Origin of the sequence: Pseudomonas reactans (assembly GCF_013387025.1) — a bacterium.
Lineage (GTDB): Bacteria > Pseudomonadota > Gammaproteobacteria > Pseudomonadales > Pseudomonadaceae > Aquipseudomonas > Aquipseudomonas reactans.
In genome coordinates this window covers 104,407-117,200 of record NZ_JACAQP010000042.1, presented here as the reverse complement: position 1 = coordinate 117,200, position 12,794 = coordinate 104,407, and the positions used below count along the sequence as shown (strand labels likewise).

14 protein-coding genes are annotated in these 12,794 nt (G+C 58.6%); all 14 read left to right on the top strand.

Features of this window, described 5'->3' with window-relative positions; genetic code table 11:
- Positions 1-4: 4 nt before the first annotated feature.
- The 14 genes from HX793_RS28590 to HX793_RS28525 all read left to right on the top strand — a co-directional run bounded on the left by HX793_RS28590 (position 5) and on the right by HX793_RS28525 (position 12,785).
- A complete protein-coding gene (locus tag HX793_RS28590) occupies positions 5-877 on the top strand; it encodes a ParB/RepB/Spo0J family partition protein (protein ID WP_016970690.1) in 873 nt (290 codons plus the stop codon).
- Between the two features lie 148 nt (positions 878-1,025).
- On the top strand, positions 1,026-1,433 hold the full coding sequence (locus HX793_RS28585; protein ID WP_010565865.1) for a F0F1 ATP synthase subunit I: 408 nt from the start codon (positions 1,026-1,028) through the stop codon (positions 1,431-1,433).
- Positions 1,434-1,449: 16 nt separating this feature from the next.
- Positions 1,450-2,319, top strand: a complete 870-nt coding sequence (gene atpB, locus HX793_RS28580) for a F0F1 ATP synthase subunit A (protein WP_016978714.1) — start codon at positions 1,450-1,452, stop codon at positions 2,317-2,319.
- 134 nt (positions 2,320-2,453) lie between these two features.
- Positions 2,454-2,711 (top strand): F0F1 ATP synthase subunit C, encoded by a 258-nt coding sequence (gene atpE / locus HX793_RS28575; RefSeq protein WP_002555987.1) that lies wholly within the window; start codon positions 2,454-2,456, stop codon positions 2,709-2,711.
- Positions 2,712-2,767: 56 nt separating this feature from the next.
- Positions 2,768-3,238: a F0F1 ATP synthase subunit B gene (locus HX793_RS28570; protein WP_008439543.1), complete on the top strand. Its 471-nt coding sequence runs from the start codon at positions 2,768-2,770 to the stop codon at positions 3,236-3,238.
- A 12-nt stretch (positions 3,239-3,250) separates the two neighbouring features.
- Complete coding sequence (locus HX793_RS28565) at positions 3,251-3,787, top strand: F0F1 ATP synthase subunit delta (RefSeq protein ID WP_010207689.1); 537 nt, start codon at positions 3,251-3,253, stop codon at positions 3,785-3,787.
- A 21-nt stretch (positions 3,788-3,808) separates the two neighbouring features.
- Entirely contained in the window at positions 3,809-5,353 is a 1,545-nt protein-coding gene (atpA, locus tag HX793_RS28560) for a F0F1 ATP synthase subunit alpha (RefSeq protein ID WP_010207686.1), read from the top strand.
- A 50-nt stretch (positions 5,354-5,403) separates the two neighbouring features.
- Positions 5,404-6,264 (top strand): F0F1 ATP synthase subunit gamma, encoded by an 861-nt coding sequence (atpG, locus tag HX793_RS28555; RefSeq protein ID WP_010207685.1) that lies wholly within the window; start codon positions 5,404-5,406, stop codon positions 6,262-6,264.
- A 27-nt stretch (positions 6,265-6,291) separates the two neighbouring features.
- Complete coding sequence (atpD, locus tag HX793_RS28550) at positions 6,292-7,668, top strand: F0F1 ATP synthase subunit beta (RefSeq protein WP_010207684.1); 1,377 nt, start codon at positions 6,292-6,294, stop codon at positions 7,666-7,668.
- Between the two features lie 44 nt (positions 7,669-7,712).
- Entirely contained in the window at positions 7,713-8,129 is a 417-nt protein-coding gene (locus HX793_RS28545) for a F0F1 ATP synthase subunit epsilon (protein WP_003177061.1), read from the top strand.
- Between the two features lie 123 nt (positions 8,130-8,252).
- Positions 8,253-9,620: a bifunctional UDP-N-acetylglucosamine diphosphorylase/glucosamine-1-phosphate N-acetyltransferase GlmU gene (gene glmU / locus HX793_RS28540; RefSeq protein ID WP_016978713.1), complete on the top strand. Its 1,368-nt coding sequence runs from the start codon at positions 8,253-8,255 to the stop codon at positions 9,618-9,620.
- Positions 9,621-9,748: 128 nt separating this feature from the next.
- Positions 9,749-10,516 (top strand): DeoR/GlpR family DNA-binding transcription regulator, encoded by a 768-nt coding sequence (locus tag HX793_RS28535; RefSeq protein ID WP_010207681.1) that lies wholly within the window; start codon positions 9,749-9,751, stop codon positions 10,514-10,516.
- Positions 10,517-10,526: 10 nt separating this feature from the next.
- A complete protein-coding gene (gene glmS, locus HX793_RS28530; RefSeq protein WP_178905561.1) occupies positions 10,527-12,359 on the top strand; it encodes a glutamine--fructose-6-phosphate transaminase (isomerizing) in 1,833 nt (610 codons plus the stop codon).
- Between the two features lie 60 nt (positions 12,360-12,419).
- Positions 12,420-12,785, top strand: coding sequence for an avidin-fold protein (locus HX793_RS28525; RefSeq protein WP_016978711.1), 366 nt, complete (start codon positions 12,420-12,422; stop codon positions 12,783-12,785).
- Positions 12,786-12,794 lie beyond the last annotated feature (9 nt).

Below are 12,794 nucleotides of genomic sequence, written 5' to 3'. Positions count from 1 at the left end.
CCCCATGGCCGTCAAGAAACGAGGTCTCGGACGTGGACTGGATGCACTGTTGAGTGGTCCGACCGTCACATCGCTTGAAGAACAAGCGGTGCAGGCCGACGAGCGCGAGTTGCAGCACCTGCCGCTGGACCTGATCCAGCGCGGCAAATACCAGCCACGCCGGGACATGGACCCCCAGGCGCTGGAAGAGCTGGCCAATTCGATCAAGGCCCAAGGCGTGATGCAGCCGATCGTGGTGCGCCCGATTGGCGGCGGCCGCTTTGAAATCATCGCCGGTGAGCGGCGCTGGCGCGCAAGCCAGCAGGCCGGCAAGGAAACCATCCCGGCGATGGTGCGCGACGTACCGGATGAAACCGCCATCGCCATGGCGTTGATCGAAAACATCCAGCGCGAAGACCTCAACCCGATCGAAGAAGCGATCGCCCTGCAGCGTTTGCAGCAGGAGTTCCAGCTGACCCAGCAACAAGTGGCCGAGGCGGTGGGTAAATCCCGTGTGACTGTGTCCAACTTGCTGCGCCTGATTGCGCTGCCGGAAGTCATCAAGACCATGTTGTCCCACGGCGACCTGGAGATGGGCCACGCCCGTGCTTTGCTCGGTTTGCCGGAAAATCAACAGGTTGAAGGGGCGCGACACGTTGTCGCACGGGGGCTCACCGTTCGCCAGACCGAGGCGCTGGTTCGCCAGTGGCTCAGCGGCAAACCTGCACCGGTTGAAACGGCCAAACCTGATCCGGATATCGCCCGTCTCGAGCAGCGCCTGGCCGAGCGCCTGGGCTCTGCGGTGCAAATTCGCCACGGCAAGAAAGGCAAAGGGCAATTGGTCATCGGTTATAACTCGCTCGATGAGCTTCAGGGCGTCCTTGCCCACATCCGCTGAAACATTTGCTTATGTAGCGTGTGATCGGAAATCACTACCCGACAGTTGAATAGGGGCAGAACCGCCCCTATACTCTGCGCGCATTTTGTCGGCACAAATTATGCCAAGTTATTGATTTCCGGCAGCCGACCATTGAGGAGCAAGAGTGATGGAAACCCGCACGCCAAACACGTTGCCGTTCCATCGCTTGGCCGTTTTTCCGGTTTTATTGGCTCAATTTGTCATTTTGCTGATCGCCGCATTGGCGCTTTGGTATTGGCATGGAGTCGTTGCCGGATATTCAGGACTCTGCGGAGGCCTGATAGCCTTGCTGCCCAATATGTATTTTGCTCACAGGGCCTTTCGGTTTTCCGGCGCCCGAGCAGCCCAGGCTATCGTCCGGTCATTTTATGCCGGCGAGGCAGGGAAACTGATTTTGACGGCAGTGCTGTTTGCACTGACCTTTGCAGGTGTGAAGCCATTGGCGCCGCTGGCTGTATTCGGCGTCTTCGTGTTGACCCAACTGGTCAGCTGGTTCGCTCCCCTGCTAATGAAAACAAGACTTTCGAAACCTTAGGGCGTTTGAGGCAACCATGGCAGAAACAACCGCTTCGGGCTATATCCAGCACCACTTGCAGAACTTGACCTTCGGTCAGCTTCCTAATGGCGGCTGGGGCTTTGCCCACTCCGCAGCAGAGGCCAAAGAGATGGGCTTCTGGGCTTTCCACCTGGATACTCTGGGCTGGTCGGTCGCATTGGGTCTGATCTTCGTCTTCATTTTCCGCATGGCGGCAAAGAAGGCGACGTCCGGTCAACCAGGTGCTTTGCAGAACTTCGTTGAAGTACTGGTCGAATTCGTCGATGGCAGCGTGAAAGACAGCTTCCATGGCCGTAGCCCGGTGATCGCACCGCTGGCACTGACCATCTTCGTCTGGGTATTCCTGATGAACGCCGTCGACCTGATCCCGGTTGACTGGATTCCTCAGCTGGCCATGGCGATCAGCGGCGACCCGCACATTCCATTCCGTGCCGTATCGACCACTGACCCGAACGCTACCCTGGGCATGGCCCTGTCGGTCTTCGCGTTGATCATTTTCTACAGCATCAAGATCAAGGGCATCGGCGGCTTCATCGGTGAACTGACCCTGCACCCGTTCGGCAGCAAGAACATCTTCGTTCAAGCCCTGCTGATCCCGGTGAACTTCCTGCTGGAATTCGTGACCCTGATCGCCAAGCCGATTTCCCTGGCTCTGCGACTGTTCGGCAACATGTATGCCGGCGAGCTGGTGTTCATTCTGATCGCTGTGATGTTCGGCAGCGGCCTGCTCTGGCTTAGCGGCCTGGGCATTGTTCTGCAGTGGGCGTGGGCTGTGTTCCACATCCTGATCATCACCCTGCAGGCCTTCATCTTCATGATGCTGACCATCGTCTACCTGTCGATGGCGCACGAAGAGAACCATTAAGACCAGTCTCGACTAGTCTGATGTCCTTCCCGGTCAAACGGGAAGGTAGGCCCTACCGGGCTATGAAACGATTTGTTTTACCGCTTTAAAATCTAAAAAACCTAAACCATACGACGTAAAAGTCGGGAGGAAAGATGGAAACTGTAGTTGGTCTAACCGCTATCGCTGTTGCACTGTTGATCGGCCTGGGCGCCCTGGGTACTGCCATTGGTTTCGGCCTGCTGGGCGGCAAGTTCCTGGAAGGCGCAGCGCGTCAGCCAGAAATGGTTCCAATGCTGCAAGTTAAAATGTTCATCGTCGCCGGCCTGCTCGACGCCGTGACCATGATCGGTGTTGGTATCGCTCTGTTCTTCACCTTCGCGAACCCTTTCGTTGGTCAACTCGCCGGTTAATCACTCGTCTTTTCGAGTGATTGGTGTGTTGTGCAACGAATGAGCGAGGTATTGGCGTGAACATTAATGCAACCATTATTGGTCAGTCCTTAGCGTTCTTGATTTTTGTCGTTTTCTGCATGAAGTTCGTATGGCCTCCGGTCATCGCAGCTCTGCACGAACGTCAGAAGAAGATCGCGGATGGGCTGGACGCTGCAGCACGAGCAGCTCGCGACCTGGAGTTGGCCCAAGATAAAGCGGGTCAGCAACTGCGCGAAGCGAAAGCTCAAGCAGCCGAAATCATTGAGCAAGCCAAGAAACGCGGTAACCAGATCGTTGAAGAGGCTGTTGAAAAAGCCCGTATCGACGCTGACCGTGTGAAGGTTCAGGCTCAGGCCGAGATCGAGCAGGAACTGAACGGTGTCAAAGATGCGCTGCGTGCCCAACTGGGTGCTCTGGCCGTCGGCGGTGCTGAGAAGATCCTGGGTGCCACAATCGATCAAAACGCGCACGCGGAGCTGGTAAACAAACTGGCTGCTGAAATTTAAGCGAGGGCGATCATGGCAGAATTGACCACGTTGGCCCGACCTTACGCTAAGGCAGCCTTCGAGCACGCCCAGGCCCACCAGCAGCTGGCCTCTTGGTCAGCCATGCTCGGCCTGGCTGCAGCAGTGTCGCAAGACGACACCATGCAGCGCGTGCTCAAGGCCCCGCGACTGACGAGCGCAGACAAGGCCGCCACTTTTATTGAAGTGTGCGGCGACAAGTTCGATGTGAAGGTACAGAACTTCATCCACGTCGTTGCCGAAAACGACCGTCTCCTGCTTCTGCCGGAGATTGCCGCTCTGTTCGACCTGTACAAGGCCGAGCAAGAGAAGTCGGTAGACGTTGAAGTGACCAGTGCTTTTGCATTGAACCAAGAACAGCAAGACAAACTCGCCAAGGTTCTCAGTGCACGACTCGACCGGGAAGTGCGCCTGCAAGTTGCGGAAGACAAATCCCTCATTGGGGGCATTGTCATTCGCGCCGGCGACCTGGTTATCGATGGCTCGATTCGCGGCAAACTCGCGAATCTTGCCGAAGCATTGAAATCTTGAGTTTGAAGGGGCAGCAGAGCAATGCAGCAACTCAATCCTTCCGAAATAAGTGAAATTATCAAGGGCCGCATCGACAAGCTCGATGTGACCTCCCAAGCCCGTAACGAAGGCACTGTCGTCAGCGTATCTGACGGTATCGTGCGGATTCACGGTCTGGCCGACGTAATGTCCGGCGAGATGATCGAGTTTCCGGGCGGCGTCTTCGGTATGGCCCTCAACCTGGAGCAGGACTCCGTAGGTGCCGTTATCCTGGGCGCTTACCAGTCTCTGGCTGAAGGCATGAGCGCCAAGTGCACTGGCCGCATCCTGGAGGTTCCGGTTGGTAAGGAACTGCTGGGTCGCGTAGTCGACGCACTGGGTAACCCTGTTGACGGCAAAGGTCCACTGGGCAACACCGAGACCGACGCGGTCGAGAAAGTTGCTCCAGGCGTGATCTGGCGTAAGTCGGTAGACCAGCCTGTACAGACTGGCTACAAGGCTGTCGATGCCATGATCCCAGTCGGCCGTGGCCAGCGTGAGCTGATCATCGGTGACCGTCAGATCGGTAAAACCGCTCTGGCGATCGACGCGATCATCAACCAGAAAGACAGCGGCATTTTCTGCGTCTACGTAGCCATCGGTCAGAAGCAATCGACCATCGCCAACGTGGTTCGCAAGCTGGAAGAGAACGGCGCACTGAAAAACACGATCATCGTGGCTGCCAGTGCTTCGGAATCGCCTGCACTGCAATACCTGGCACCGTATGCCGGTTGCACCATGGGTGAATTCTTCCGCGACCGCGGTGAAGACGCGCTGATCGTTTATGACGATCTGTCCAAGCAAGCAGTGGCTTACCGCCAGATTTCCCTGCTGCTGCGCCGTCCACCAGGCCGTGAAGCTTACCCAGGCGACGTGTTCTATCTCCACTCCCGTCTGCTGGAGCGCGCATCCCGCGTTTCGGAAGAGTACGTAGAGAAGTTCACCAACGGCGCAGTGACCGGCAAAACCGGTTCCCTGACCGCACTGCCGATCATCGAAACCCAGGCTGGCGACGTTTCCGCGTTCGTTCCGACCAACGTGATTTCCATCACCGACGGTCAGATCTTCCTGGAATCGGCCATGTTCAACTCAGGGATTCGTCCTGCAGTGAACGCCGGTGTTTCGGTATCCCGTGTGGGTGGTGCCGCTCAGACCAAGATCATCAAGAAGCTCTCCGGTGGTATCCGTACCGCTCTGGCTCAGTACCGTGAACTGGCGGCATTCGCCCAGTTCGCTTCTGACCTGGACGAAGCGACCCGTAAGCAACTTGAGCATGGTCAGCGCGTTACCGAGCTGATGAAGCAGAAGCAATACGCCCCAATGTCGATCGCTGACATGGCGTTGTCGCTGTATGCCGCTGAGCGTGGGTTCCTGACTGACGTCGAAATCGCCAAGGTCGGCAGCTTTGAACAAGCGCTGATTGCTTACTTCAACCGCGATCACGCCGACTTGTTGGCCAAGATCAACGTGAAGGGTGACTTCAATGACGAAATCGACGCTGGCCTCAAAGCCGGTATCGAGAAGTTCAAGGCCACCCAAACCTGGTAAGCCGCAGCGGGAGCCGCAAGGCTCCCGCTTGCTAACCTGATAGGTGTTACATGGCAGGCGCAAAAGAGATTCGCAGTAAGATTGCGAGCATCAAAAGCACGCAAAAAATTACCAGCGCCATGGAAAAAGTGGCGGTCAGCAAAATGCGCAAGGCACAAATGCGCATGGCTGCTAGCCGTCCTTATGCGGAGCGTATCCGCCAGGTAATTGGGCATCTGGCCAACGCCAACCCGGAATACCGCCACCCCTTCATGATCGACCGCGAAGTTAAGCGTGTGGGTTATGTGGTTGTGAGCAGTGACCGTGGTTTGTGCGGTGGTTTGAATACCAACCTGTTCAAGGCCCTGGTCAAGGACATGGCGGTAAACCGCGAAAAAGGCGTCGAGATCGATCTGTGTGTTGTTGGTAGCAAGGGTGCGGCCTTTTTCCGCAACTTCGGCGGCAACGTCGTAGCAGCTATCAGCCACCTGGGTGAAGAGCCGTCGATCAATGATTTGATCGGCAGTGTGAAGGTGATGCTGGATGCATACCTGGAAGGCCGGATTGACCGCCTCTCCGTGGTATCCAACAAGTTCATCAACACCATGACCCAGCAGCCAACCGTGGAGCAATTGATTCCACTGGTGGCGACTCCGGATCAGGAACTCAAGCACCACTGGGACTACCTCTACGAACCAGACGCCAAAGAGCTGCTTGACGGCTTGATGGTGCGCTACGTGGAGTCGCAGGTGTACCAGGCGGTGGTCGAGAACAACGCAGCTGAACAAGCGGCGCGGATGATCGCGATGAAAAACGCTACCGATAACGCCGGTGATCTGATCAGCGATTTGCAGCTGATCTACAACAAGGCGCGTCAGGCTGCGATCACCCAAGAGATCTCGGAAATCGTCGGCGGCGCTGCCGCGGTTTAACGGTTCAAATATTCAGAGGATCCAGCTATGAGTAGCGGACGTATCGTTCAAATCATCGGCGCCGTTATCGACGTGGAATTTCCACGCGACAGCGTACCGAGCATCTACAACGCGCTGAAAGTACAAGGCGCGGACACTACTCTGGAAGTTCAGCAGCAGCTGGGCGACGGCGTAGTTCGTACCATTGCGATGGGTTCCACCGAAGGCTTGAAGCGCGGTCTGGACGTTGTCGACTCTGGCGCAGCCATCTCCGTACCGGTCGGTAAAGCGACCCTGGGCCGGATCATGGACGTACTGGGCAACCCGATTGACGAAGCGGGTCCGATCGACACCGAAGAGCGTTGGGGCATTCACCGTCCAGCACCTTCGTTCGCGGAACAAGCTGGCGGCAACGACCTGCTGGAAACCGGCATCAAGGTTATCGACCTGGTTTGCCCGTTCGCCAAGGGCGGTAAAGTCGGTCTGTTCGGTGGTGCCGGTGTAGGCAAGACCGTAAACATGATGGAACTGATCCGTAACATCGCCATCGAGCACAGCGGTTACTCCGTGTTCGCCGGTGTGGGTGAGCGTACCCGTGAGGGTAACGACTTCTACCACGAGATGAAGGACTCCAACGTTCTGGACAAAGTGGCACTGGTTTACGGTCAGATGAACGAGCCGCCGGGTAACCGTCTGCGCGTAGCACTGACCGGCCTGACCATGGCCGAGAAGTTCCGTGACGAAGGTAACGACGTTCTGCTGTTCGTCGACAACATCTACCGTTACACCTTGGCCGGTACTGAAGTATCCGCACTGCTGGGCCGTATGCCTTCGGCAGTAGGTTACCAGCCGACCCTGGCCGAAGAGATGGGCGTTCTGCAAGAACGTATCACTTCGACCAAAGAAGGTTCGATCACTTCGATCCAAGCGGTATACGTACCTGCGGATGACTTGACCGACCCGTCGCCAGCGACCACCTTCGCCCACTTGGACGCCACCGTCGTTCTGTCCCGTGACATCGCTTCCCTGGGTATCTACCCAGCGGTCGATCCACTCGACTCGACTTCGCGCCAGTTGGACCCGAACGTGATCGGCCAGGAGCACTACGACACCGCTCGCGGCGTTCAGTACGTGCTGCAGCGTTACAAAGAACTGAAGGACATCATTGCGATCCTGGGTATGGACGAGCTGTCGGAAGCCGACAAGCAGTTGGTAAACCGTGCTCGTAAGATCCAGCGTTTCTTGTCGCAGCCGTTCTTCGTGGCTGAAGTCTTCACCGGTGCATCGGGTAAATACGTTTCCCTGAAAGACACCATTGCTGGCTTCAAAGGCATCCTCAACGGTGACTACGACCACCTGCCAGAACAAGCGTTCTACATGGTCGGCGGCATCGAAGAAGCGATCGAGAAAGCCAAGAAACTGTAATCCAGGCGCCCGGAAACGGGCGCTCATCAGGTTGAGGCAATCAGATGGCTATGACAGTCCATTGCGATATCGTCAGCGCGGAAGGGGAAATCTTCTCCGGTCTGGTAGAGATGGTGATTGCACACGGCGAACTCGGTGACCTTGGTATTGCCATGGGTCACGCGCCGTTGATCACCAGCTTGAAGCCAGGTCCGATCACTCTGACCAAGCAAGGCGGGGAAAAAGAGGTGTTTTACATCTCGGGTGGTTTCCTCGAGGTTCAGCCGAACATGGTCAAGGTACTTGCCGACACCGTGCAACGTGCTGGCGACCTGGATGAAGCCTCCGCTCAGGAAGCCGTCAAGGCTGCTGAGAAGGCCCTGAACGAAAAGGGTGCGGACTTCGACTACAGCGCTGCTGCTGTACGTCTGGCCGAGGCTGCAGCTCAGCTGCGCACGCTCCAGCAGATCCGCAAGAAGTAAGCGGCCATGCCGTCATGCTTCAAGCGCGATTGATTAAAAAGGGTAGCCTCGGCTACCCTTTTTCTTTTTTTGCAAAACACTTCTCTGGTCTGAAGCCGGACCGCCCAGGATTGGTAGCCACTCATGTCTCTTGAAATCGTCATTCTCGCCGCAGGCCAGGGCACCCGTATGCGTTCGGCCCTGCCCAAGGTGCTGCACCCGGTTGCCGGCAATTCCATGCTTGGCCATGTTATCCACAGCGCCCGGCAGCTCGACCCACAGCGCATTCACGTGGTGATCGGCCACGGTGCCGATGCGGTGCGTGAACGCCTCGCCGCGGACGATTTGAATTTCGTATTGCAAGACAAACAACTGGGCACCGGCCACGCCACCGCTCAAGCCGTGCCCTTCATCAGCGCCGACACCGTGCTGATTCTCTACGGTGACGTGCCGCTGATCGAAGTCGAAACCCTGCAACGCCTGCTCAAGCACGTCGTGCCTGGCCAGATGGGCCTGCTGACGGTTGAACTGGATGACCCCACCGGCTACGGACGCATCGTGCGCAACGCCGATGGCAAGGTTGCCGCTATCGTTGAGCACAAAGATGCCAGCGAAGCCCAGCGCGCCATTACCGAGGGCAACACCGGGATCCTGGCGGTCCCTGCCGATAAGCTCGGCGATTGGATGAGCCGTCTGTCCAACAACAACGCCCAGGGCGAGTACTACCTGACCGACGTCATCGAGATGGCGGTAAGCGATGGCCTGTTGGTCGCCACTGAGCAACCCCACGACCCGATGGAAGTGCAGGGCGCCAACGACCGCAAGCAACTCGCCGAACTGGAGCGTCACTACCAATTGCGCGAAGGTCGCCGCCTGATGGCCCAAGGCGTGACGTTGCGTGACCCGGCACGCTTCGATGTTCGTGGAGAGGTCACCGTTGGCCGCGATGTGCTGATCGACATCAACGTGATCCTCGAAGGCCGCGTGATCATCGAAGACGACGTGGTGATTGGCCCGAACTGTGTGATCAAGGACAGCACCCTGCGCAAAGGCGTGGTGGTCAAGGCCAACAGTCACCTGGACGGCGCGGTGATGGGGGAGGGCAGCGATGCAGGTCCATTTGCGCGCTTGCGCCCCGGCAGTGTGCTGGAAGCCAAGGCCCATGTGGGTAACTTCGTCGAGCTGAAAAACGCTCATCTGGGCGAAGGCGCCAAGGCGGGTCATCTGACTTACCTGGGCGATGCCGTGATCGGCGCGCGCACCAATATCGGCGCCGGCACTATCACCTGCAATTACGACGGCGCCAACAAGCACCAGACAGTGCTGGGCGAAGACGTGTTCATCGGCTCCAACAACTCGCTGGTTGCCCCGGTGACACTGGGTGATGGCGCCACCACGGCAGCCGGTTCCACCATCAACCAGGATGTGGATAACTTGCAGCTTGGCGTAGCCCGCGCCCGCCAACGCAACATCGACGGCTGGAAACGCCCGGTGAAAATCAAAAAGACCTGAGTTATCCACACTCACTGAAACCTGTTGGCTAATTACCAACAGGTTTTTTTATAGCCGCATATTGACGATTTCCTCCGAATAGGTTTTGATTGCCTTCGTTATCTTTCGAAACGAAACTTAAAGCCAAAATGTCGAAACGAAATACCCCCCAACGACGCCACAATATCCTGACCTTGCTCAACGAACAGGGCGAAGTCAGCGTGGATGAGTTGGCCAAGCGTTTCGAAACTTCGGAAGTTACGATCCGCAAGGACCTGGCCGCGCTCGAAAGTAACGGCCTGTTGCTGCGCCGCTACGGTGGCGCCATCACCATGCCCCAGGAACTGGTGGGCGACGCCACCCAACCCATCTCGGTGTACAAGCGCGCCATCGCCCGTGCCGCCGTGATGCGTCTGCGCGAACACGCACGCATCATCATCGACAGCGGCAGCACCACCGCCGCCATGATTCCCGAGTTGGGCCACCAGCCCGGCCTGGTGGTGATGACCAACTCCCTGCACGTCGCCCGCGCGTTGAGCGAACTGGAACACGAACCGGTGCTGCTGATGACCGGCGGCACCTGGGATCCGCATTCGGACTCGTTCCAGGGCCAGGTCGCCGAGCAAGTGCTGCGTTCCTATGATTTTGACCAGCTGTTTATCGGCGCCGACGGCATCGATCTGCAACGTGGCACCACCACCTTCAACGAATTGCTGGGCCTGAGCCGCGTCATGGCCGAGGTCGCCCGGGAAGTGGTGGTGATGGTCGAATCCGACAAGATCGGCCGCAAGATTCCCAACCTGGAACTGCCCTGGAGCAGCGTCCATACCCTTATCACCGATGATCGCCTGCCGCTTGAGGCCCGCGACCAGATCCAAGCCCGCGGCATTACGCTGATATGCGCGGCAATCATCTAGGAGAAACACCATGTGTGGCATCGTAGGCGCAGTCGCTGAACGCAACATCACCCCGATCCTGATCGAAGGCCTCAAGCGCCTGGAATACCGTGGCTATGACAGCGCCGGTGTGGCGGTCTTCACCAACGCCGGCAAGCTGGAGCGCATGCGCCGTCCGGGCAAGGTCAGCGAGTTGGAGCAGGCCCTGGCCGGCGAGCCGCTGGTTGGCCGTCTGGGCATTGCCCACACCCGTTGGGCGACCCACGGTGCGCCGTGCGAACGCAACGCTCACCCGCACTTTTCCGGCGACCTGGCCGTGGTGCACAACGGCATCATCGAAAACCACGAAGTGTTGCGCGAACAACTGAAAGGCCTGGGCTACGTGTTCACCTCGGGCACCGACACCGAAGTCATCGCCCACCTGCTCAATCACAAGCTCAAGGACCTGGGCGACCTGACCGTCGCCCTCAAGGCCACCGTCAAAGAGCTTCACGGCGCCTACGGCCTGGCCGTGGTCAGTGCGAGCCAACCGGACCGCGTGGTTGCCGCTCGCAGTGGCAGCCCGTTGGTGATCGGCCTGGGCCTGGGCGAAAACTTCCTTGCCTCCGACCAACTGGCCCTGCGCCAGGTCACCGATCGCTTCATGTACCTGGAAGAAGGCGATATCGCCGACATTCGCCGTGAAAGCGTGCAGATCTGGGACGTCAACGGTCAATCCGTCGAGCGCGAAGCCGTGCAGTACCGCGACGGCGCCGAAGCCGCCGACAAAGGCGAATACCGCCACTTCATGCTCAAGGAAATCCACGAGCAACCGGCTGTGGTGCAACGCACCCTGGAAGGTCGCCTGAGCCAGAACCAAGTGCTGGTCAACGCCTTCGACCCACAGGCCGCCGAGCTGTTCGCCAAAGTGCGCAACGTGCAGATCGTCGCCTGCGGCACCAGCTACCACGCCGGCATGGTTGCGCGTTATTGGTTGGAAGAACTGGCCGGCATCCCGTGCCAGGTCGAAGTCGCCAGCGAGTTCCGCTACCGCAAGGTGGTGGTGCAACCCGACACCCTGTTCGTGACCATCTCCCAGTCCGGCGAAACCGCCGACACCCTGGCCGCCTTGCGCAACGCCAAGGAGCTGGGCTTCCTGGCCAGCCTGGCGATCTGCAACGTCAGCATCAGCTCTCTGGTGCGTGAATCCGACCTGACCCTGTTGACCCAGGCCGGTCGCGAAATCGGCGTGGCGTCCACCAAAGCCTTTACCACCCAGCTTGTTGGTCTGTTGCTGCTGACCCTGTCCCTGGGTCAAGTGCGCGGCACCCTGGCCGAAGGCGTCGAAGCCACGCTGGTTGAAGAACTGCGCCGCCTGCCAACCCGCCTGGGTGAGGCCCTGGCCATGGACAGCACCGTGGAAAAAGTCGCCGAACTGTTCGCCGACAAGAACCACACCCTGTTCCTCGGCCGTGGCGCGCAATACCCGGTGGCGATGGAAGGTTCGCTCAAGCTCAAGGAAATCTCGTACATCCACGCCGAAGCCTACCCGGCCGGCGAACTCAAGCATGGCCCATTGGCCCTGGTGGATGACGACATGCCGGTGGTCACCGTGGCGCCGAACAACGAGCTGCTGGAAAAGCTCAAGTCCAACCTGCAGGAAGTCCGCGCCCGTGGCGGCCAACTGGTGGTGTTCGCCGACGAAAAAGCTGGCATGACCAACGGCGAAGGCACCCACGTCATCAACATGCCGCACATCAACGACACCCTGTCGCCAATCCTCTACACCATCCCGCTGCAGTTGCTGTCGTACTACGTTGCTGTGTTGAAAGGCACTGACGTCGATCAGCCGCGCAACCTGGCGAAGTCGGTGACCGTGGAGTAACACGCCATAGCCTGGAGGCCCGCCCGGGTTTCCAGGCTCCCGCGAAAGGACGCGCCCTCGATGCAAACCCCCTCCCAGCTCCACCAGCGCTTGAACAACCGCCGCTTCATCGTCGCCAACAATACCCAGGGGCTTTCCGGCTCGGGCACGGTATTTCATTACCTTGTCGAGGGGGATGCCATCTCCAGCACTTACCAGGGCGGGCGGATTCGCCTGGGCACGCAAGTGGGGCGAGTGACAGGCCCGGACACTATCGAATTGCTGTTTCAGTGCCTGACCTTGGACGGCGAACTGCTGTCCGGTTGGTCGCGTGGCACAGTAGGCATTGATCACGCTGGTCTGACGACGCTGGCCTTCGAGTGGGGCTGGTTGTCGGGCGCCATGGGCGGTGGCGAGTCCAATTACGTGGAGTTACTCTCCCGTTAACCACCTCTT